19 protein-coding genes are annotated in these 23497 nt (G+C 34.2%); 15 read left to right on the forward strand and 4 right to left on the reverse strand.

Going from position 1 to position 23497, the window contains the following annotated elements; translation table 11 throughout:
• Window positions 1-613: 613 nt before the first annotated feature.
• Window positions 614-1630, reverse strand: a complete 1017-nt coding sequence (locus IRZ83_RS18975; RefSeq protein ID WP_194570721.1) for an LLM class flavin-dependent oxidoreductase — start codon at window positions 1628-1630, stop codon at window positions 614-616.
• Window positions 1631-1802: 172 nt separating this feature from the next.
• Here IRZ83_RS18975 and IRZ83_RS18980 point away from each other — a divergent pair, with 172 nt between their 5' ends.
• The 4 genes from IRZ83_RS18980 (at window position 1803) to IRZ83_RS18995 (ending at window position 7071) form a co-directional block, all read left to right on the forward strand.
• Entirely contained in the window at window positions 1803-2318 is a 516-nt protein-coding gene (locus tag IRZ83_RS18980; RefSeq protein ID WP_194570722.1) for a DUF2975 domain-containing protein, read from the forward strand.
• 2 nt (window positions 2319-2320) lie between these two features.
• Window positions 2321-2527: a helix-turn-helix domain-containing protein gene (locus IRZ83_RS18985; RefSeq protein ID WP_194570723.1), complete on the forward strand. Its 207-nt coding sequence runs from the start codon at window positions 2321-2323 to the stop codon at window positions 2525-2527.
• A gap of 115 nt (window positions 2528-2642) precedes the next feature.
• The gene (locus IRZ83_RS18990; RefSeq protein WP_194570724.1) at window positions 2643-3527 is read left to right on the forward strand and encodes an ABC transporter ATP-binding protein; all 885 of its coding nucleotides are present in this window, start codon (window positions 2643-2645) and stop codon (window positions 3525-3527) included.
• Between the two features lie 4 nt (window positions 3528-3531).
• Window positions 3532-7071, forward strand: coding sequence for an ABC transporter permease/M1 family aminopeptidase (locus IRZ83_RS18995; protein WP_194570725.1), 3540 nt, complete (start codon window positions 3532-3534; stop codon window positions 7069-7071).
• Between the two features lie 92 nt (window positions 7072-7163).
• Here the strand turns inward: IRZ83_RS18995 and IRZ83_RS19000 are convergent, their stop codons facing one another.
• Window positions 7164-8375, reverse strand: a complete 1212-nt coding sequence (locus IRZ83_RS19000) for a polysaccharide deacetylase family protein (protein WP_194570726.1) — start codon at window positions 8373-8375, stop codon at window positions 7164-7166.
• 156 nt (window positions 8376-8531) lie between these two features.
• Here IRZ83_RS19000 and IRZ83_RS19005 point away from each other — a divergent pair, with 156 nt between their 5' ends.
• From IRZ83_RS19005 to kdpA, 4 genes are all read left to right on the forward strand, one after another.
• A complete protein-coding gene (locus IRZ83_RS19005; protein ID WP_194570727.1) occupies window positions 8532-9887 on the forward strand; it encodes a sigma-54-dependent transcriptional regulator in 1356 nt (451 codons plus the stop codon).
• A 240-nt stretch (window positions 9888-10127) separates the two neighbouring features.
• Window positions 10128-10409: a hypothetical protein gene (locus tag IRZ83_RS19010; RefSeq protein ID WP_029273480.1), complete on the forward strand. Its 282-nt coding sequence runs from the start codon at window positions 10128-10130 to the stop codon at window positions 10407-10409.
• A gap of 188 nt (window positions 10410-10597) precedes the next feature.
• The gene (kdpF, locus tag IRZ83_RS19015) at window positions 10598-10675 is read left to right on the forward strand and encodes a K(+)-transporting ATPase subunit F (RefSeq protein ID WP_073099479.1); all 78 of its coding nucleotides are present in this window, start codon (window positions 10598-10600) and stop codon (window positions 10673-10675) included.
• A 105-nt stretch (window positions 10676-10780) separates the two neighbouring features.
• Window positions 10781-12499 (forward strand): potassium-transporting ATPase subunit KdpA, encoded by a 1719-nt coding sequence (kdpA, locus tag IRZ83_RS19020; RefSeq protein WP_194570728.1) that lies wholly within the window; start codon window positions 10781-10783, stop codon window positions 12497-12499.
• A gap of 91 nt (window positions 12500-12590) precedes the next feature.
• On the opposite strand, the gene IRZ83_RS19025 is transcribed toward kdpA, so the two are convergent.
• Window positions 12591-12950: a four helix bundle protein gene (locus IRZ83_RS19025; RefSeq protein ID WP_134139622.1), complete on the reverse strand. Its 360-nt coding sequence runs from the start codon at window positions 12948-12950 to the stop codon at window positions 12591-12593.
• Between the two features lie 68 nt (window positions 12951-13018).
• On the opposite strand from IRZ83_RS19025, the gene kdpB reads away from it, so the two are divergent.
• From kdpB to IRZ83_RS19055, 6 genes are all read left to right on the forward strand, one after another.
• Window positions 13019-15082 (forward strand): potassium-transporting ATPase subunit KdpB, encoded by a 2064-nt coding sequence (kdpB, locus tag IRZ83_RS19030; protein WP_194570729.1) that lies wholly within the window; start codon window positions 13019-13021, stop codon window positions 15080-15082.
• Window positions 15083-15180: 98 nt separating this feature from the next.
• A complete protein-coding gene (locus IRZ83_RS19035; protein ID WP_194570730.1) occupies window positions 15181-15759 on the forward strand; it encodes a K(+)-transporting ATPase subunit C in 579 nt (192 codons plus the stop codon).
• 399 nt (window positions 15760-16158) lie between these two features.
• Window positions 16159-17235, forward strand: a complete 1077-nt coding sequence (locus IRZ83_RS19040) for a porin (protein WP_194570731.1) — start codon at window positions 16159-16161, stop codon at window positions 17233-17235.
• 91 nt (window positions 17236-17326) lie between these two features.
• The gene (locus IRZ83_RS19045) at window positions 17327-18451 is read left to right on the forward strand and encodes a universal stress protein (RefSeq protein ID WP_194570732.1); all 1125 of its coding nucleotides are present in this window, start codon (window positions 17327-17329) and stop codon (window positions 18449-18451) included.
• Window positions 18452-18532: 81 nt separating this feature from the next.
• Window positions 18533-20251 (forward strand): ATP-binding protein, encoded by a 1719-nt coding sequence (locus IRZ83_RS19050; protein ID WP_194570733.1) that lies wholly within the window; start codon window positions 18533-18535, stop codon window positions 20249-20251.
• A gap of 278 nt (window positions 20252-20529) precedes the next feature.
• Window positions 20530-21291, forward strand: a complete 762-nt coding sequence (locus IRZ83_RS19055; protein WP_194570734.1) for a phosphatase PAP2 family protein — start codon at window positions 20530-20532, stop codon at window positions 21289-21291.
• A 160-nt stretch (window positions 21292-21451) separates the two neighbouring features.
• Here the strand turns inward: IRZ83_RS19055 and IRZ83_RS19060 are convergent, their stop codons facing one another.
• Window positions 21452-22225: an XRE family transcriptional regulator gene (locus IRZ83_RS19060; protein WP_029273472.1), complete on the reverse strand. Its 774-nt coding sequence runs from the start codon at window positions 22223-22225 to the stop codon at window positions 21452-21454.
• 89 nt (window positions 22226-22314) lie between these two features.
• On the opposite strand from IRZ83_RS19060, the gene dinB reads away from it, so the two are divergent.
• Window positions 22315-23496 (forward strand): DNA polymerase IV, encoded by a 1182-nt coding sequence (dinB, locus tag IRZ83_RS19065; RefSeq protein ID WP_029273471.1) that lies wholly within the window; start codon window positions 22315-22317, stop codon window positions 23494-23496.
• Window position 23497 lies beyond the last annotated feature (1 nt).

Here is a 23497-nt window from a genome sequence, read left to right on the forward strand (position 1 = left end):
CCACCTTTATTTACATCTGCAAGCCTTTTTATTATATATTTTCCATATATTTTATAACTCGCTGGTATGGCGTTTTTTACAATACAAAGTTTTTTTAATGATTTTGAGATTATTGGTGCTTTTAGCCGTTTTAATCTGTTTTGTCTGGATTTAGCGAAAAAAATAATAAGATGCGAACTCTTGTTTTTCGCGATTTTTTTAATCTCGCAAAGGTGCGAAGATGCAAAGTTTTCTTTTTTTTCTTCTGAAATGGTCTTTTCTTGCAGATTTTTTCTTCTGAAAAACTGATGGCCCTAGCCCCGATAGTCCCGAGGATTCGGGAGGAAATCCTTTTTGGGGCGGGGTTCGCCTCAAAAAGATTGAAGCGGATAGCGGGAATAGCTTCTAATTAAATTCCAAAATAGAAAGGCTTCTACTTCGTTCAGCTAGGCAATTGGTATATTTTATAGATATTGGTAAATATATTACTTTACAAATAAGAGGCACGGCTGTGCGTCTCTACCGAAAATCGCGACTTAATTTATTCTACATATATATGTATAAAAAATAAACCCGACACGTTTGAAAACCTATCGGGATGTATGAATAAAATCTACCCTTATATATAGTGTACTTATATATGTATACTTTCGTTTAAAGTTTCGATTGCTTCTTTTGTGATTTGAATGCTTTTTAGTTTTGCCTGATGATCGAAGATTGGACTTGTTAGCATTAGTTCATCAATTCTTGCGTAGTCGATGAACTTTTTTAAATCGGTAACTAATTGTTCTTTGTTTCCTGTGAAGGTTCCGGCTGTCATTTGATTGACATGGAAACGTTCTTGCTCGTTCATAATGTCATCTAATGATGGAACTGGAGGTTGTAAGCCTTTACGATCATTTCTAATTAAGTTCAAAAACATTTGATACAAACTTGTAGATAATAACTCTGCTACTTCATTTGTATCTGCAGCAATTATATTGACACAAGCCATTGTTTTTGGCTGATCTAAATACTCTGAAGGCTGGAAATTTTCGCGATAGAATTCAAATGCCTGAATCATCAGTTTTGGCGCAAAGTGTCCTGCGAAAGCATAAGGCAATCCGTAAGCGGCAGCCAAAGCTGCGCTGTCCATACTTGAACCTAGAATCCAAATTGGAACTTTTAAGCCTTCGGCTGGGAATGCACGTACTTTTCCTGTTTCATTTTCTGAAGAAAAATACTCTTGAAGCTTGCTTACGTTTTGCGGAAAACGCTGTGCCTGTTCAAAAAAATCTTTTCTGATTGCTTCGGCAGTTGGCTGGTCTGTTCCTGGTGCTCTTCCTAAACCTAAATCTATTCGGTTTGGATAAAGCGTTTCCAAGGTTCCAAATTGTTCGGCAACTACTAAAGGAGAATGATTAGGAAGCATGATTCCACCAGAACCTACACGAATATTTTTTGTCTGACTTGCTACATAACCAATTAAAACGACAGTTGCTGTACTTGCAACGTGCGCCATGTTATGATGTTCTGCCAGCCAAAATCGCTTGTATCCTAAATTATCTGCTAATTGCGCTATGTCTTTTGTTTTTTGAAATGTTTCTGTGGCGTTGCTATCCTGAGTGATGATAGCGAGGTCTAATAATGAGACTGAAATTGGGTTTTTCATATAAAAAATGCTAGTATACAAAATTAACTCATTTATACGGATGCCTTTTGTTTTCTAATGTTAATAGAATTATAATATTCACAAAAGTCAAAAGATGGGCTATTTTTAATAATTAATTATTGTTTTACGATAATTAATTATACATTTACAATATCAATTTAACTTTTAATATATGAAGACAACTCATATTGTATCTCGAATATTATTTTACTTTACCAGATTTTTGTCCGTTATCTATTTCTTTTTGGCTGCATATTCTGTTTTCACTTTGATCACGGGATTGTTTTTGACTTTTAAAGATAACGGAAAGTATTTTCAGATTTGTTATCCTTTTACTTCGCATCCTTTAATGCTGGGTGATTACAATTTACCCTATATTCTTTTTGATTTTTTAGCTCCGTTAAGCCTGTACGGACTTTTCTTTTTATTGAGCAGTAATGTTTTTAAGATCTTTTATCAGCCAAAATTGTTTACTACAAATGGAATTTCTCATTTGAGACGTTTCTATTTATCGAATTTATTGATTCCGGGAATTGTAATATTTCTGGCTTTCTTTTTTGTGCCTCTGGACAATGAAGTTTCACTTTTTATATTATTGCACGGAATGCTTGGTGTTTTTGCTTACTTTTTAGCTGCTATTTTTAAGCAAGGTTTAAACCTTCAGAACGAACAAGACTTATTTATATAACTATGCCAATAATCGTAAATGTTGATGTAATGCTTGCCAAACGCAAGATGCAGAGTAAAGAATTGGCAGAAAAACTAGATATTACGCCTGCCAATTTATCGATTCTGAAAACTGGAAAAGCAAAAGGAATCCGATTTGATACTCTCGAAGCTATCTGTAAAATTCTGGATTGTCAGCCTGGCGATATTTTAGAATACGCAGCAGAATAGCTTTCTTTTAATCTTAATTTCTAAACATATAAATCGGTTTTTGAAGCTGACAGGTATTCTATTGCCTAAAATTTTCAAATCATAATTTCATTTAATCATCAAAATCAATCAAAAAATGAACAGTTTATCAATCAAAAATCTCAGCAAAACGTATGAGAACGGCACGAAAGCGATTGACCAATTATCGCTTGAAATTACAAACGGCATGTTTGGTTTACTTGGTCCAAACGGCGCCGGAAAGTCTAGTTTAATGCGGACTATTGCTGCTTTGCAGGAACCCACTTCTGGAATTATTGAGTTTAATGGAATCAATATTCTGGAAAACCCAATGTTTATTCGAAAAAATCTAGGCTATCTTCCGCAGGAATTTGGTGTTTATCCTAAAATTTCTGCTTATCGCCTGCTCGATCATTTGGCAGTTTTGAAAGGGATCGTCGATAAAAAAGAACGACACGATCAAATTTTGTACTTATTGCAGCAGACTAATTTATTCCAGCATAAGGACAAAGCAGTTCATTCTTTTTCCGGCGGGATGCGTCAAAGGTTTGGAATTGCTCAGGCTTTGCTTGGAAATCCGAAGATTATTATTGTGGATGAACCAACGGCTGGGCTTGATCCTGAAGAAAGAAACCGATTTAATAATTTACTGAGTGAAATTGGCGAAAGTATTATTGTGGTTTTATCAACTCATATTGTAGAAGACGTTCGAGATTTGTGTCCAAAAATGGCAATTATTTCCAACGGAAAATTGATTTTAGAAGGAAAGCCCAATGAAGCAATCGATTCTCTGAAGGATAGGATCTGGATGAAAGCGATTCAGAAAACAGAATTGAAAGATTATCAATCGAATTTCAACATCATTTCTTCGCATTTAAATTCAGGAAAAATCAATATTCATGTTTTCGCAAATGAACGTCCGGATTCTGGTTTCGAATTGATATCGCCAGATTTAAGCGATGTTTATTTTAGTGTTTTAGGTCAAAATCAACTTCAAAATTAAGGTTATGTTTTCTAAATTAATTCAATTTGAATGGCATAACAATACCAGAAGCTGGACTTTTTATGCCACATTTATTATTTATCTGATTCTTGGATTTTTTGTAAGCGCATTTGCGAACTTCTCTTTTTCGGGCGCTTACAAAAATAGTCCGTATGTTTTAACCTATGCGATTGGTCTGATTTCGTTAATGACGATATTTTCGATTACGCTTCAGGCGGCACAAAGTTTTTTAAAGGAATATGAAACGAAATTCGATTCGATTATTTTCTCCTCTCCTATTTCTAAATTTCATTATTTGGCTAGCAAATTTGTTACAGCTTTTGCTATTGCTATAGTTTCTTTCGGAATGTTTATTGTCGGAATAATCGTTGGACATCAAATGTTCTGGATTCAAAAAAGTGAACTTGGACCTTTTGAAATTATAAATTATGTCTGGCCGTATTTGGTCATTGTGATTCCGAATATTTTTTTGAGCCTTTCTATCTTGACTGCTTTGGCGTGGCTTACTCGAAGCAAACTCTTAATTTATGTCGGCGGATTATTAATTTACATCTTATATATAGCGGGTTCGATTTTTTCGAATTCGCCCCTATTTGCAAATGCTTCTCCATCTTCGGCGAAAGCCATGTCTTTGGCAGCAAAAATAGATCCGTTTGGTTTGGCCGCTTTCTTGGAACAAACAAGATATTGGACGGCAATTGAAAAAAATACCGAACTGGTTTCGCTTTCTGGCATTTTTTTATTCAATAGAATACTGTGGATTTCTGTTTCTCTGCTTTTACTTTTTGTTTCGTATCGATTGTTTTCATTCCGAAAAACCAAAACTAAAAAGGTAAAAACGTCTAAAGTTTTTTTAAAAGAAACAAAAACCTTTTCGGCAGCAATTCCCAATAACATCGAAATCAAAACTTTCAGACATAATTTAGCTGTTTTTAAAAGCAATATAAAACTGGATATTTATTTAATTCTGAAAGGAATTCCGTTTTTGTTGATTGTCATTTTATTTTCTGGGTTATTAATGATTGAGATTTCAGATGAAATTGACGGCGGAATCCGCTTGGCTGAAAAAATCACCGATACTGCTTTGATGATAACCACCATCATGGATCGTCTGCCATTTATTCTGATTTTGATTCTTCTTTTTTATAGTAGTGAATTATTAAATCGAAGCGAAAATTCGAGATTTGAAATGCTTGAAAACACTGCGCCTTATTCTCAGTTTATTGTTTTGCTGGCAAAATTGACAGCACTTTTTATAATTCCGTTACTCATTATTAGTATAAGTATTTTGATTGGATGTGGATTTCAAATTATGAATGCGAATGCTCCAATCGAAATTGGTCTTTATCTTTCTTTGTTTTATTACATTGGATTTCCGTTACTGCTAATTTCAATTTTGATCATTGCAATTCAGACTTTCATCAAAAATAAATATATCGGACTTGCGATTTCGACTTTTATCTGCATTTTGTTTTGTACTGGAATTGGAGAGCAATTGGGAATTTCACATCCTTTATTTCGTTTTGGAAATGCTTTTAAAACAGAATATTTTGATTTGAATGGTTTTGGCAAATATAAAATCTCGTTTCATATTTCGATGTTCTACAATTTTGGATTGGCTTTAATCCTTTTAACATTGACTGGCATTTTATGGAAAAGAAATGCTTCAATCGTAAAAATCTTTCGCAGAAATTCATTTAATAATATTCAAAAAGCAACTTTAGGATTCGGAATTATTATTTTTATTGGTTTTGGAGGTTATCTTTTTTACAAAACCAATATTGAATATCCGTATTTGACCGAAGACGATCAGAATAATTGGAGCGAGAAATATGAAACTCAATTTAAAAAATATACAAATCTACCTCAGCCAACAATCGTTTCGATAAAAAGTAAAGTCGATTTATATCCCGAAGACAACCGCTATGAGGTAAATGGCATCTATGAATTAATCAATAATTCTGAAAAACCAATTGATAGTTTACTCCTATATATAGATCGAAATTCGAAACTGACTTCTGTTGAGATTCCGACTTCTAAAAAATTAGACGATGTTTCTGATTTTCAACATTATTGGTTTCGATTGGGAAAACCTTTACAGCCACAGCAAAAACTCAAAATGAATTTTTCTTTTGAATCATCGTGGTCGCCCTTTAAAGGACACACGGCTTTTAATTCTATAATCGAAAATGGTTCTTTTATGCGAATAAGCCGTTACTTTCCGCTTTTTGGTTATCAGGAATCGAATGAAATCAGCAGTAAAAAAGAGCGTGCAAAAAGACATTTGAAACCTCAGACGCCTCTTAAAAAACTGGAAGATAAATCTAAAATCAAATATTATTTTGTTGATTATGATGCTTTGGTTTCAACATCTAAAAATCAAACTGCTATTGGTGTTGGAGATTTAATTGGAAGTTGGAAAAAAGACGATCGCAATTATTTTCATTATAAATCAAATGGAAAGATTCCGTTTCGATTTGCTTTTTCTTCTGCTAATTATCAAATTCAAAAAACGAAATATAAAGGAATTTCTATTGAAGTTTTTTATGATAAAAGACATTCCAGAAACGTTGAAAAACTAATTCAAGATGTAAAAAATACTTTAGATTACTGCCAGAGCAATTTTGGTAAATATCCATATAAAACGATTCGATACGCTGAAGTTTCTGCTTTCGCGGATGGATTTGCTGCGACTTCTTATCCATCGACAGTTTTTATGAAAGAGAATTTCGGATTTTACAGCAATCTCAAAAACAAAGATAAAGAAGATGTTATCAATCAATTAACGGCTCATGAATTGTCGCACGAATGGTGGGGAAATTCACAAATAAGTCCAGAGCAAAAAGAAGGAAGCTGGATTTTGACCGAAACTTTGGCACAATATACAGAATTGATGCTTTATGAAAAGGAACATGGTTTGGAAAAAGCTTTGGAAACTTTAAAAATTCATCTGGATTTATATTTAAGCAGCCGAAGTTACGATCCAGAAACACCTTTATATAAAACGAATTACGACACGCCTCATTTACCTTATGACAAAGGAATGCTGGTTATGCATCAGCTTAGAATTTTAATTGGTAAAGAAAAAGTAAATCTGGCTTTGAAGAATTTCTTAATTCATTATAAATATCCAAATCAAACACCTGATTCAGAAGATTTATTAAAAGAGATTTATGCTGTAACGGATAAAAAACTATATTCCAAATTAGATGAAATGTTTAAGCAGATTATTACCTATTCGTCTAAAATAGAATCGGTTTCAAGTAGTAAAAAGAATGGTTTTTATGAGGTTTCTTTTAAAGCTTCTTCTGAAAAATATAAAGAAAATGCAACGGGAGAAAGAAAACAGATTCCAAACGATAGTACAATAGGTATTGGGATTTATGATGAAAACGGAAAGTTATCGCGTTTTACATTTTCAATAAAAAACAATAAAATAGAGGGAAAAATAAAATCTAAAATAAAACCTCAACGAATTGTTGTAGACCCTTATTTAATGAATATTGATACTTTTATAAGGGATAACGAAAAGGAGATTAATTAGAAAGTTTTGCCACAGATTAAAAAGATGAGAAGGATTATTTATTTTGAAAATAAAAAAATCATTAGAATCCTTTTAATCTGTGGCTATATTTTTTATTTCAATTGAATCAAAATCTGTTTGTGAGTTGTTTTTCCGTCGTCTTTAATTTTTAAATCTTTACTTGATTCGATTTCAAATTTTGAAGAAGTATCAACTGTTAAAGAAATATCTTGATTTCTAAATGTTTTAGGAATTTCAGGCAATACAATCGTAACTTCTATTTCTTTATCTTTTTGTTTGTAATCGACTTTAATTCTGTCTCTTAACCAAATATATTCGTAAACTTCCTGCCACGGTGCCATCCAAATTGTATCACTTCCTTTTGCTCCGTATTTATTGGCAAGTGCTGTCATATAATATTTAAAATCAGGAAAACGCATGCTTAAATTCCATAAATTTCCGTTGCCTGTTCCATGTGTAAATTCGTTAAACCAAAACGTATTAGGCTGTTTAACAATTGAATCTAGTGTTTTTAAATAACGATCCATTGTTTTAAAACTAGTTGAATCTTTTGAACTCTGCACAAAAGTTCTGGCAGAAATCATTTTATCTAAATCAACTTTTGAATCGACATTAAAAACTGGTCCAACGCCATAATAAGACGCTACCGAAAAATGTCCGTTATTAAGTGCCTCTTTTTCATATTCTAAATAATATTTCTCATCGCCTTCTCCGCCAGGAACTACAAAGTGTGACATGGTAAAATCAAGATTTTGTTTTATTGATGTAGTATTTTCGGTTACTTCTGTCAAATAATTTGTGCCGTGTTTTGTAGCATGATGAAAACCGTGATTCAAAACATCCCAGCCAGCATTATACATTTCTTTAATTTCTTGCCAAGACAGATGTCCGCGATTTGCTGGTAAATCACGAATTGCACCACCGTTAATTGCCAAAGCCAATTTAAATGGGATTTTGTTTCCGAAACCGTCTGAATAAAAAAGTCCATTTGAAGTTGTTCCGTCTCCGCCTTGATCGATTTTCCATTCGTTTTTATCAGGATTACTGATTTTTCCGCCATTCAATAATGGAAAGGCTGTTAAATAAGCAGATCGATATCCATCATCAAGCGTAAAACTATAGGCAAAATGTTTGTTGAATTTTAAAGGAGCAGGTTTGATTTTAACCTCATCAGCCGATTTTAGTTTGATTTTAAAAGAAATTGTTTTTGATTTTGAAGAATCTTTTTGAACAATTTCATTTGAGAAACTATTAAAACTTCCGAAGATTACGACAGCTATTAAAAGGAGAATTCGTTTTGACATAAATTTTAGTGGTTCTTTTTCGATCTAAAAATACACTTCTTTTCGATGAAAATATTTTAAAACTGATTACATACTTAAAAATAATTTATTCCGAATTAAAAAAGGAAAGTGATTTAAAACCTAAATTTGTACATCAAAACAACTTGCTTTCCTCAAATGACACACAAAATTTTAATTATAGACGACGAAGAAAAACTGAGAAGTCTATTGGCACGTATTATAAAATCGGAAGGATTTGAAGTTTTCGAGGCAAAAGATTTAAAATCTGGTTTTAAGAAACTAGAACAAACCGAAATTGATGTCATTTTGTGTGATGTCAAATTACCTGATGGAAATGGCGTTGATTTTCTTCAAAACATAAAAGCAAATTTCCCGCTTCTAGAAGTTATTTTGCTGACTGCTTTTGGAAATATCCCAGACGGAGTTCAGGCAATGAAAAATGGTGCTTTTGATTATATTGTAAAAGGTGACGATAACGATAAAATTATTCCGCTTCTTTATAAAGCTTTAGAGAAAGTGGAACTGCAAAAAAAAGTAGAGCAACTGGAAAAACGTATTGCAAGCAAATATTCTTTCGAGACTATAATTGGAAAATCTAAAGGAATTGAACAGGTTATTGATCTCGCACAAAAAGTTGCCAAAACAGATTCAACCGTTTTATTGACTGGTGAAACCGGAACCGGAAAAGAAGTTTTTGCGCAGGCCATTCATGAAAACAGCAATCGTGTCGGAAAATCTTTTGTGGCTTTAAACTGCAGCACTTTCAGCAAAGAGATTCTGGAAAGCGAACTTTTTGGTCACAAACAAGGCGCTTTTACCGGAGCTTTAAAAGATAAAAAAGGTTTTATTGAAGAAGCAAACGGCGGTACTTTATTCTTAGATGAAATTGGTGAAATGCCTATCGATCTTCAGGCAAAATTACTTCGCGTTTTAGAAACTTCTGAATATATTCCGGTTGGCGATACAACTCCAAAAAAATCAAATTTCAGATTAATTGCGGCTACAAACCGAGATTTAAAAACAGAAAGTGATGAACACCGTTTCCGTTCTGATTTGTATTTCCGTTTAAATATCTTCGAAATCAAACTGCCTTCTTTGCGAGAAAGAATCAAGGATATTGGCGTTTTGACGCATTATTTCGTCAAACAATTTTCTGAAAAAACAAACAAAAAAACATTACATATTGCTGATGATTTTCTTCAGAAATTAGAAAATTATTCCTGGCCGGGAAATATCCGTGAACTTAAAAATATTATCGAAAGATCGGTTATTTTAAGTAATGGCGATACTTTAACTTCAGATGTTTTGCCGTATGAAATGCAACATCAAACGGAAAAAAGCACAAAATCAATGTCGGCTTTCTCTATGCAGAGTGTTGAAAAACTGCACATTCAGAAAGTTTTGAATTATACGAAAGGTAATAAAGCCGAAACAGCACGGTTATTAGAAATTGGAATTGCGACTTTGTATCGAAAATTGGAAGAATATGGGATTGAAAATTCCAAAATTTAAATTTCAAAACCAATTGCAATTTCAAATTTCAAATTAAAAGAAGGTTACATTTTACAATTCACAATTCACAATTAAATAAACCTTATCATTTCAATAAAAGCTTATCATTTTGATAAGCTTTTTTTATGCCTAATTTTTGGCACAAAACTACATTCCTTTTATTGACAGCACTTTAGCAGTTACCTTACTTTTTCGGAACATATTTTGGCATAAGGAGGGAGAACATAAAAATTCATTCTCATGAAAAATCAAGTCACCTCAATCTACAAACAAGCAGAACGCTTTGCCGAGATAACCAAAAAATCTATTATTTCTGGAAATATCGTTCGTGCAAAAAAATGTCTTGCTCTTGCTGAACGCCTATTTATCAGTGGAAGCATCGAAACTAAAAATGCCATTTCTAATGTGTATGTTTTTTCGGTTTCTTCTTTTATGGAAATGCGCCACTGCAATATTTCACACCTTTTTCCTCAAACGCTTAAAGCGGAATACATTAAGCAAGTTAATACTTCGGGAGTCTAATTCGTGAAATGTTTTTTTGTGAAATGTTAAATGTTGTTTCCTTTCACAAATCACATTTTACGTCTCACATTTCACAAATCTAAAATCTAAAATAAAATCCTATGATCACTTTTCTTTTACTCGCATTGGCAGTTGTGCTGTTTGCTATTTGTTTCAAATCAGTTGAATTTTTTGAAAAAATCTAAATCATGACTGCACTATTTATTATTTCAATCGCTGTTTTCGTGTATTTGATATATGTATTAATCAAACCCGAAAAATTTTAAATCATGTAAAAAGTGAAATGCCTTATGTGAAATGTAAACATAAATTTTATTCATCAACCCATTTTACAAATCACTTCTCACCTTTCACTAAAAAAAATAAAAATTATGAACACAGAGTTATTAGGCGTCATTGGTATTTTTATCCTAACTATTATTTTAGCAATTCCTTTAGGAAAATATATTGCTAAAGTTTATTTGGGAGATAAGACACTTTTTGACCCGATTTTCAATCCAATTGAAAAATTTATTTTTAAAATCAGCGGTATAAATGCCACTGAAGAAATGAACTGGAAACAACACTTAAAAGCCCTTTTAAGTATTAATATGGTTTGGTTCTTTCTTTGTTTTTTTGTCTTATTGTTTCAGGGATCTTTACCTTTAAATCCGGATAATAACCCTTCAATGACGCCTGATCTGGCATTTAACACAGCTATTTCATTTTTGGTTAATTGTAATTTACAGCATTATTCAGGCGAAAGTGGGCTATCGTATCTTTCACAAATGGTTTTGATGTTCCTTCAGTTTGTTTCTGCTGGTATCGGAATGGCGGCTGCCGCCATGATATTTACAGCAATGAAAGAAAGAACTACAGAGCAATTGGGTAATTTTTACAATTATTTCATCAAAAGCTGTACTCGTATTTTATTACCGTTTTCAGCAATTGTGGCTATTGCGTTAGTATTTAGCGGTACGCCAATGACTTTTGAAGGTAAAGATGCTATTACAACGCTGCAAGGCGATCATGTAGAAGTTTCTCGCGGACCTGCGGCAGCCTTTATTGCTATTAAACATATTGGTACAAACGGTGGTGGATTCTTTGGAGCCAACTCGGCGCATCCATTAGAAAATCCAACTTATCTTACTAACGGAGTTGAGCTTTGGGCGCAGATGATCATTCCGTTTGCGATGATTTTTGCACTGGGCTTTTTCTTAAACAAAAGAAAACTTTCAAACATTATTTTTGGTGTAATGACCGTTGGATTCTTACTTCTGGTTGTTCCAACAGTGATGAGCGAAATGAACGGAAATCCTGCTATTGAAAAAATGGGTATCGCACAAACAACTGGAGCGATGGAAGGAAAAGAAGTTCGGTTTGGGCCCGCAATTTCAGGTTTCTGGAGTATTGCCACAACAGTAATTTCTACAGGTTCTGTAAACAGTATGCACGATAGTTCGATGCCGGTTTCTGGCGCAATGCAATTATTATCGATGATGGTAAATGCCTTTTACGGTGGATGTGGCGTTGGTATTTTGAACTACTACATTTTCATTATACTAGCCGTATTCATCTCCGGGCTAATGGTAGGTCGAACTCCTGAATTTTTAGGGAAGAAAATCGAAGCGCGGGAAGTTAAAATTGCTGCTTTTATTGCTATTCTGCATCCTTTATTAATATTATCAGGAACTGCATTAGCATCTTATTTTGCTGCACATGATACTGCAATGGGCTATTGGTTCAGCGGTAACGCAACAGGCTGGTTAAACAATCCAGGAAATCACGGGTTCTCTGAAATGTTATACGAATATACTTCGAGCGCGGCGAATAATGGTTCTGGTTTTGAAGGATTAGGAGATAATAATCCGTTTTGGAATATCACTACAGGAATTGTTTTATTGTTAAGCCGATTTATTCCAATTATTGGACCATTAGCAATTGCAGGTTTATTAGCGGGTAAAAAATACATTCCCGAAAGTGCAGGAACTTTAAAAACAGATACCTCAATTTTCGGAATCATGACTTTTGCTGTAATCGCAATTATCGCTGCTTTATCATTCTTTCCTGCTTTGGCACTTGGACCTTTAGCCGAATATTTTGGAATGTAAAATGTGAAAAAGTAAAATGTAAGATGTAAGACACAAACTCAAACAACATCTTACATATTACAAATCACATTTCATTCTCATAAATCACAAATCATACACGCGCTTCAAGATTCTTGATTAATCCATAAATAAGTTTTCCTATGATATCTAATTTTTCTATCAATTGGTCACATTCTTTTTCATTGAAAAAATCTAATTCTTTGCTTAATAAAATTAAAGTATCGAGTTCTGATAAAGAACCTAGCGAAATATGTAAAAAATGGATGAACTCTTTTGTTCCTTTTCTCGCTGCGCCTTCTGCAATATTAACAGGTACAGAAACAGAAGCTCTGCGGATTTGCGAAGTAATTCCAAACTTTTCCTCAGAAGGGAATTGTCTTGTAGCTAAATAAATTTCTTTAACGAATTCAAAACTTTTAATCCATGAATTCAATTTCTTATGTGGTTTCATATTTAAAATAATCATTTACAAAAGTAGGAAATTTCACATTTTACATTTAACATTTTACACAAAGAAAAATGACAACTAATAAATCCACATCATTGTTTGAAAGTAAGCAGGTAAAAGAAGCCTTAGTGCAATCTTTTGTCAAGCTGAATCCAAAAATGATGATCAAAAATCCGGTAATGTTTACCGTAGAAATAGGAACTGCGATCATGTTTGCGGTTTGTATTTCCATATTAATGGGAGCAACAGATCAAGGTAGTTTTATCTATAATTTAATTGTGTTTTTGATTTTACTGGCAACGCTTTTATTTGCCAATTTCGCCGAAGCAATTGCCGAAGCCAGAGGAAAAGCACAAGCTGACAGTTTAAGAAAAACGCGTGAAGAAACTCCTGCAAAGCTTGTAAAAAGTGAAAAGTCAAATGTAAAAGGTCAGCCTGATACATTTCACATTTTACATATCTCATCTTCACAACTAAAAAAAGGAGATGTTTTCATTTGCGAAGCTGGCGATTTAATCGCAACTGATGGTGAAATTATCGAAGGTCTGGCTACAATTGATGAAAGTGCCATTACTGGAGAAAGTGCTCCTGTAATCCGTGAAGCCGGAGGTGATAAATCGTCTGTAACCGGAGGAACAAAAGTCTTATCTGATAAAATTAAAGTAATTGTAACCTCAGAACCTGGCGAAAGCTTTCTGGATAAAATGATTGCTTTGGTTGAAGGTGCGAGCCGTCAGAAAACACCAAACGAAATTGCATTAACCATTTTATTAGCCGCATTTACATTAATCTTCGTGATTGTGTGCGTTACGCTAAAACCGTTTGCCGACTATGCCAACGCACCCATCACGATTGCGGCTTTTATCGCCTTGTTCGTTTGCTTGATTCCAACTACAATTGGAGGTTTACTTTCTGCAATTGGTATTGCGGGTATGGACAGAGCACTTCGTGCCAACGTGATTACAAAATCTGGAAAAGCGGTTGAAACTGCCGGAGATATTGATGTACTGCTTTTGGATAAAACCGGAACAATCACGATTGGAAACAGAAAAGCAACCAATTTTTATCCTGCAATAGGTGTTTCTCAAGAAGACTTTATTAAATCTGCTGTGTTAAGTTCATTAGCAGATGACACTCCGGAAGGGAAAAGTATTGTAGAACTGGCAGGAGCCGAAACTGCCAATAAATTATCAATTGAAGGTGCTACTTTAATCAAATTTACCGCAGAAACTAGAACTTCCGGAGTTATTTTAAGAGACGGAACGAACATTAGAAAAGGTGCTCAGGATGCTGCAAAAAACATTGCACTTCAAGCTGGAAATGCATTTCCTGAAGATACAGCTCAAAAAGTAATTGACATTTCGACAAATGGAGGAACGCCATTAGTGGTTATTAAAAACAATCAGGTTCAAGGTGTTATCGAATTGCAGGATATCATAAAAACCGGAATGAAAGAACGTTTTGACCGATTGAGAAAAATGGGTGTAAAAACGGTTATGGTTACTGGAGATAATCCACTGACAGCGAAGTTTATTGCAGAAGCCGCAGGTGTTGATGATTTTATTGCGGAGGCGAAACCTGAGGATAAAATGAACTACATCAAAAACGAGCAAAACCTAGGTAAACTTGTTGCTATGATGGGTGACGGAACCAATGATGCTCCTGCCCTAGCGCAAGCGAATGTAGGTGTTGCCATGAACAGTGGAACTCAAGCTGCAAAAGAAGCAGGAAACATGGTCGATCTAGACAATGACCCAACTAAATTAATTGAGATCATTGAAATTGGAAAACAACTTTTAATGACTCGCGGAACTTTAACTACTTTCTCTATTGCAAATGACGTTGCGAAATATTTTGCTATTGTTCCTGCTCTTTTTATTACTGCGATTCCTGCGTTGCAAGGTTTAAATATCATGCATTTGCACAGTCCAGAAAGTGCGATTTTATCGGCTGTGATTTTCAATGCGATTATCATTCCAATTTTAATTCCGCTGGCATTGAGAGGGGTTGATTATAAACCAATTGGAGCAAGTGCCATCTTAAAAAGAAATCTTTTGATTTATGGACTTGGTGGCTTGATCGTCCCTTTCATCGGAATTAAAGTAATTGATTTAATAGTTACTTTCTTTATTTAGTGAAATGTGATTTGTAAAATGTGAAATGACAAAATCAAAAACTCACATATAACAATTTTACAAATCACTTTTTACATCTAACATTTTACATTAGAAACATGAAAACAATATTTTCACTCTTAAAACTTACCGTACTTACTTTGATTTTGTTTGCGGTTATTTATCCTTTAGCGATTTACGGAATCGCACAATTGGCTCCAAATCAAGGAAAAGGAGAAACGATTTCGGTTAACGGAAAAGTGGTTGGTTACCAAAAAATTGGCCAAAAATTCGATAAGTCGAATTATTTCTGGGGACGACCTTCCGCTGTAGATTATAATGCTGCGGGAAGTGCCGGAAGCAACAAAGGACCAAGTAATGCTGAATATCTGGCTTTGGTTCAAAAAAGAATTGATACACTTTTACTTGTTCATCCATACTTGAAAAAATCTGAAATTCCATCAGATATGGTGACGGCTTCAGGAAGTGGTTTAGATCCGAATGTTTCTCCGCAAGGCGCTTTGATTCAGGTAAAACGAATTGCTAAGGAAAGAAAATTGGATGAAGCCAAAGTAAAAGCTTTGGTTGAATCTAAAATTAATACGGCTGTTGTTGGCCCAGAAACTGTGAATGTTTTGGAATTGAATGTGGCGCTGGATGAGCTTTCTAAAAAAGGTTCTGAGGTTCTGAGTCGCTAAGGTTCTAAGGTTTTCTTCTGCAAGGTTTTCAAAACCTTGTAGGTATGAAAATCGACATCAACTATTATCATGGAGTAACCATGTAGTTTGTCATCCTGAGGAACGAAGGATCACACGAGAAACTCTGTCTGCATGATCGCCAATCTTTGTCGAGCTACTATTGTGATCCTTCGTTCCTCAGGATGACAAACCAAGCGATAAAACCAAAACTTTAAAATTAATACCTACAAGGTTTTAAAAACCTGTTAGGAAACAAAACGCCTTTTTACCCCAAATGCCTAGCCCCGATAGTAGTGGAAATCCTTTTGTGCCGGGGTTCGGCACAAAAGATTGAAACGGATAGCGGGATTAGCTCCTAAAAAAATCTACTTATAAATAATTTGAATACCCATAAAAAAAATGAAAAAAATAATACTTACTGCTTTAATCGCTTTTGGTTTTAGCAATTTACACGCACAAGAAGAAACAAAAAGTCCGTTTACATTTTCAGGATATATAGACGCTTATTATAGTTATGATTTCGGGAAACCGGAAAATCATACTCGACCAAACTTTTTTTACAGTTACAATAAAAGTAACGAGGTAAACCTGAATTTGGGTATGGCGAAAGTGAATTATTCTAAAGAAAATATTCGGGGTAATTTTGCCTTGATGGCAGGAACTTATGCCGAATATAATATGGCTGCAGAACAAGGTTTGTTGAAAAATGTTTACGAAGCAAATGTTGGCGTGAAGATTTCGAAAAACCATAATTTATGGATTGACGCGGGAATTATGCCTTCGCATATTGGTTTTGAAAGCGCCATTGGAAAAGACTGTCAGACTTTAACGAGAAGCATTTTGGCTGAGAATTCTCCTTATTATGAAACGGGAGTAAAAATTGGCTATACGTCTGAATCTGGAAAATGGTATTTGGCAGGAATGTATTTGAATGGCTGGCAACGAATTGAGAAAGTAGAAGGTAATCAAACGCCGGCTTTTGGAACTCAGATTACCTACAAACCATCTGATAAAGTGGCTTTGAACTGGAGCACTTATGTTGGAAATGAACAGCCGGATATTGATAAAAAATGGCGTTATTTTAATAACTTTTACGGACAATTTAAAGTAACAGAGAAAACAAACATTACAGCTGGTTTTGATGTTGGATCACAGCAATCAGCTAAAAACAGTAACAAATACGACACTTGGTTTTCACCAGTTTTGATTCTGCAATACAAACCAACAGACAAAATTCAGCTTGCAGCACGCGGTGAATATTACAGCGACGAAAAAGGAGTAATCATTGCAACTGAAACGCCAAACGGTTTTAAAACTTACGGTTTTTCAGCTAACTTTGATTACTTAGTTACTGATAATGTTATGTTTAGAATTGAAGCCAGAAATCTTTCGAGCAAAGATGAAATATTTACAAAAAACAATCTTCCAACGGATACCAATACGTTTGTAACGACTTCATTGGCGATTTCTTTCTAGTAATGTGAAATGTTTTTTGTAAAATGTAAAATGTACTTAACATTACGCAAAACATTTTACATTTTACAGATAACATATTACCCAATAAAGTATGAAAAACGAAAATAATAACGCACAGCACTTTCTCGATTTGATTCAGAAATCACGAAAGGGAAAGTTTAAAATCTACATTGGGATGAGCGCCGGTGTGGGCAAAACTTTTCGTATGCTTCAGGAAGCGCATTCGTTATTGAAAAACGGAATCGATGTAAAAATCGGCTACATCGAAACGCACATGCGAAAGGAAACGCATGAATTATTGGCGGGTTTGCCTGTGATTCCGCGACGGACGATTTTCTATAAAGGAAAAGAATTAGAAGAACTCGATGTTCAGGCGATTATAAACCTTCGCCCAGAAGTGGTAATTGTTGATGAACTGGCGCACACGAATGTTGAAGGAAGCAAAAATGAAAAACGCTGGCAGGATGTTTTGGAGATTCTGGATGCAGGAATTAATGTCATTTCAGCTGTTAATATTCAGCATATTGAGAGTTTAAATGAAGATGTAAAACGGATTACAAACATTGATGTTCAGGAACGCATTCCAGATAATGTTTTGCGATTGGCAGATGAAGTCGTAAATATCGATTTAACATCTGAAGATTTGATTGCGCGTTTGAAAGAAGGAAAAATTTATACTCCGGATAAAATTCAGACGGCTTTAACGAACTTTTTTAAATCGGAACAAATTCTTCAACTTCGAGAACTGGCTTTGAAAGAAGTAGCGAGTCAAGTCGTTCGAAAAGTTGAGAATGAAGTTCCGAATCTTCATGCTTTACGACATGAAAAATTATTGGCTTGCATTAGCAGTAATGATAAAACAGCTAAAATCGTGATTCGAAAAGCGGCACGATTGGCAAGTTATTACAACGGAAGCTGGTATGTTTTGTATGTAGAAACACCACAGGAAAGCAGTACTAAAATTGCTTTAGACAAACAGCGTCATTTAATAAATAACTTTAAACTCGCCGTACAATTAGGCGCGGAAGTTATTAAATTAGAACATAAAAATATTGCCGATGCGATTTTGATTACTGCGGAAGAAAAACAAATTACAACTGTCTGCATTGGAAAACCGCATTTGAATTTATTTAAAGTAATTTTGTCTACAACAATTTTCAGGCGTTTGTTAAACAAACTGTCTTTATCAAATGTTGATCTTGTTATATTATCGTGAAATGTTGGCTGTAAAATTTGAAATGATCTTTGTGAAATACATTTTACATCTCACAGCAAACATTTTACAAAAATTAAAATTATGAGAATTAAAACCAAATTAAATCTGGGAGTTGGATTATTATTTTTAATGATCATTATACTTTCGTTAGTGAGCGGTTATTCTGTTTTTTTGATAAAAGCAGATACAGAGAATATTCTGAAAGCGAATTATAATACGCTTGAATATTCGCGAAATATGATCTTGTCCTTGGATGAAATTAAAGCAAATCCAGATAATGAGATTCAGACTTTTAAAGAATATCTGGAAAAACAAACTCAAAATGTAACCGAACCTGGAGAAAAAGAAGCAACTGCAAACCTAGAGAAAAGCTTTGCTCTTTTAGAAAAAAATGGAGCAAATGAAGTGCTCAAAACACAAATCAGGCAGGATATTTTTGCTATTATGAAACTCAATCTGGATGCTATAAAACAGAAAAGTGACATTGCTAAACTTACCGCCGAAAATGCTAATTTATGGATTGCCATTGTTGGAAGTTTATGCTTTTTAATCGCGTTTAATCTACTCGTTAATTTACCTAATAATATTGCAAACCCAATAAAGGAGTTAACGCTGAGTATTAAAGAAATAGCCAATAAAAATTATTCAGAACGGGTACATTTTACAAGTCATAGCGAATTTGGTGATCTTGCAAAGTCGTTTAATACGATGGCACAGAAACTTCAGGAATATAATGATAGTAATTTGTACAAATTATTCTTTGAGAAGAAACGACTGGAAACTTTAATCAATAATATGCACGATCCTATTATTGGGTTGGACAATGAAGGAATTGTTTTGTTTGCCAATGACGAAGCGCTAAAAATTATTGGTTTGAAATTGGAAGATGTTATTGGAAAATCGGCTTCAAATTTGGCCTTATCAAATGATTTGATTCGGTCGTTGATTTTAAAAGATGATGTCAATGCACCTAAAAAACAACCGCTTAAAATTTATGCCCACGGAAAAGAAAGTTATTTTGAAAAAGAAATTCTGAATATTACCATAATTCCGACTGGTGAAGAAAAAGAAATCAATATTGGTGATGTAATTATTCTGCGAAATATTACACTTTTTAAAGAATTGGATTTTGCCAAAACCAATTTTATTGCCACGGTTTCACACGAATTAAAAACACCTATTGCCTCTATAAAATTAAGTCTGCAATTGCTCGAAAATGCCAAAACGGGCGACATGAACGACGACCAGAAACAATTGGTTGAAAGTATAAAAGATGATAGTCAAAGATTGTTGAAAATTACAGGCGAATTACTCAATTTATCACAATTGGAAACTGGAAATATTCAACTAAATATTGAAAAAAGTAATCCGCACGAAATTGTAAATTATGCTGTTGAAGCAGTAAAAGTTCAAGCCGATCAAAAACAGATTAAATTGGTTATTAATGCAGATGAAAATCTTGAAGACGTAAAAGCCGACAGTGAAAAAACAGGCTGGGTTTTAATTAATTATTTGTCGAATGCTATTCGGTATTCTTCTGAAAAAAGCACCATTTTTATCAAATTAAAAAAAGAAAATAATCAAATCGTATTTCAGGTTATCGATACCGGAAAAGGAATAGATACAAGATACAAAGACAAAGTTTTTGATAAATATTTTCAGGTTCCGGGAAGTCAAAAATCCGGAACAGGATTGGGTTTAGCAATTAGCAAAGAATTTATTGAAGCCCAGAATGGAAATGTTGGTGTAGAAAGTAATTTGGGATTGGGGAGTACTTTTTGGTTTTCGTTAAAAGTATAAGAATAATTGTTAATTGTTTAAACAAAAATAGTAAAAGAGCCGTAGGCTCGATTTATATTGTTGGCAAAGAAATTTCACAATGTAAAAAAGCCATAGGTTCGATATTATTGAATGTATTATATGAAAATCATTCCTATGGAATTTGAGAAAATTTAGCCAATCTTAATCAAACTACACTATTTAAAACCAACAAATTAATATCGGCTTAAGGTTCAATTAAGCAGAAAATAGTTAGAGCGTACATTCGTTATTATTGCAACTTATAACGATAACGAAAGATGTTTAAAAAAACGATTTCCCTAGTATTTTTAGTCGGATTTTTTTCTGCAAATGCACAGCAAAATGATTCAATTGTAAAAATTGACAGCACTGCTCATCAATTAAAATTTAACTATAAGCAATTAATTATTCCCAGTGTATTAATTGGCTATGGCGTTATTGGAATTGGAAATGATCAGCTCCTAAGTTTTAATCATCAGATAAAAAATGAAGTTACTGAAGACATTGATGAGAAAATTACCATTGATGATTTCTCTCAATATGCACCCGCTGCATCAGTTTATGCTTTAAATGCTTTTGGCGTAAAAGGTAAAAATAATATGCGGGATCGTTCTGTAATATTTATGACTTCTTATGTTATAATGGCTTCAACGGTTTTAGGTTTAAAATCGATTGTGCATGAAGAACGTCCAGACGGAAGTTCGAACAATTCTTTTCCTTCAGGACATACTGCGACTGCTTTTGCCGGAGCCGAGTTTTTATGGCAGGAATACAAAGATAAATCGATTTGGTACGGTATTGCCGGATATGCCGTTGCAACCGGAACCGGATTATTTAGAATTTACAACAACCGCCACTGGTTAACCGATGTTGCTGCAGGAGCTGGAATTGGAATTTTGAGCACTAAATTGGCGTATTGGATGAATCCCTATATCACTAAAAAATTATTCAAATCGTCTTCTGAAAGTAAGTCAACTTCTATGGTAATGCCTTTTTATAATGGGCAGCAATATGGATTGGGTTTTGTGAAGGTTTTTTAGATTTCTTGCCACAAAGGCGCTAAGGCACAAAGTTTATTTAAAGCTACAGATTAAAAGAATTGAATGGCTTTGTCTAAAGTTTTTCGCCAGGAATTCAAGAAATTATTAAATCAAAATTCGTGAATTCGTGGCGAAAAAAAATAATCTGTTTAGCTGAAAATTACGTATTCGCCGTATTATTCTTAATCTCCATCACTTCTCTTTTTACTTCAAGAAGCAGTTCTTTCATCGTTTCAGTTTCAGAAAGCTGCTGTTTTTTATCAGATCGGCCGATGTTGCATTCGTACTCCCAAATCTCTAAAATATCAGAAGCTTTCACCTCATAATTTGGGTAAAAACTATTATCCGATTCCAAAACTAAAGAATTCTTTTTATTTTTATTGAGACGTTTGTACACCATACCTTCATTTTTGGTAATCAAGATATAGGTTTTTCCATCCATTACCTCTCCCAGCCTTTCCACATAGCGTCCGATAATGATCGAACCATCTTCATGCGGAGGCATAGAATCGCCTTCTACCGGAAATCCGCGGTGTTTTCCTGGTCCTAAAAACGGAAGCGAAACCTGCTGTAAACTTTCAATATATTCTGGATCGGCATATCCGTTTAGATAACCTGCTTTTGCTTTTTGAGAAACAATTTCGATATAATTTTCACCAAATTGATCGACTTGGATAGGCAAAATGAGTCGGTTGCCCTCTAGTTTTATTAAGTTTTCTATATTGATTTTGCGTATATCGACAGACAATAACAAATCGATACTCATATGAAAATATAAAGCGATCTGCTTTAAAATATCATACGGCGCTTCTGAAGTTCCATCTTCGTATTTAACGTATCTTCCTCTGGTAATCTTAAGGTTTTCAGCTAATCTCTCTTGTGATATTTTATGCTTAACCCTTAATGCTCTGATATTGTCTGAAAATAAGGACATAATTAATTTGTTATAATTTGGAACAGCAAATATACAAAAAATTGTTATCATCTGTACTAATTTTGCTTTATACAAAAACAAAAAGGAAAATGGCAAGGGCAATTGTACATATGGATCTGGATACCTTTTTTGTATCCTGCGAAAGACGCACCAATTCTCAACTCAATGGCATTCCGCTTATTATAGGCGGAGGTGACCGAGGAGTTGTAGCTTCTTGCTCCTATGAAGCACGCTATTTTGGTGTACGTTCTGCCATGCCCATCCACATGGCAATGAAACTTTGTCCACAGGCTAAAATCATCAAAGGCGATATGGAATTATATTCTCAATTATCGCATGATGTTACACAGGTTATTCAGGAAAAAGCACCGATAATGGAAAAAGCCAGTATCGACGAATTTTATCTTGATATTACCGGAATGGATAAATTTCACGGAAGTTATAAATGGACAAATGAACTGGCACAATCTGTAATTACAGAAACCGGACTTCCTATCAGTTTTTCGTTATCTGTCAATAAAACCGTTTCTAAAATTGCTACCGGCGAAGGCAAACCAAAAGGGAATCTTGAAATTCCAGAAAATGATGTACAGGCATTTTTAAATCCTTTATCGATTCAAAAAATTCCTATGGTTGGAGCTGTGACTTTTCAGCTTTTATCTCGAATAGGCGTTCGAAAAATTCAAACTTTATCTGAAATGCCTCCTGAAGTTTTACAACAAATGATTGGCAAAAATGGTTTGGATATTTGGAAAAAGGCTAACGGAATTGATCATACCCCAGTTGAACCTTACACCGAAAGAAAATCAATTTCTACCGAACATACTTTTTCTCAGGATACAATTGACATTGCAAAACTGAAAAGAGTGCTTGTGGGAATGGTCGAAAAACTCGCTTTTCAGCTTCGCTCAGAACAATGGCTGACTTCAACAGTTACGGTTAAAATACGCTACGCCAATTTTGATACAGAAACCAAACAATGCAAAATAGCCTACACTTCAGCAGATCATATTTTGACTAAAAATGTAATGGAACTTTTTGAAAAACTCTACCAACGCCGAATGCGATTGCGTTTGATTGGTATTCGCTGCAGCGGACTCGTGCGCGGTACGTATCAAATTAATCTTTTTGAAGATACCGAGGAAATGTTAGCCCTTTATGCCGCTATGGATAAAATGAAAACCCGTTATGGTTTTGATGCCGTAATGCGTTGTGCCGGAGCTTCTTTTAAACCGAATACCAAAGACGAAATTTTAAAACGCAGTAAATAAT

This window comes from Flavobacterium sp. JLP (assembly GCF_015350755.1).
GTDB lineage: Bacteria > Bacteroidota > Bacteroidia > Flavobacteriales > Flavobacteriaceae > Flavobacterium.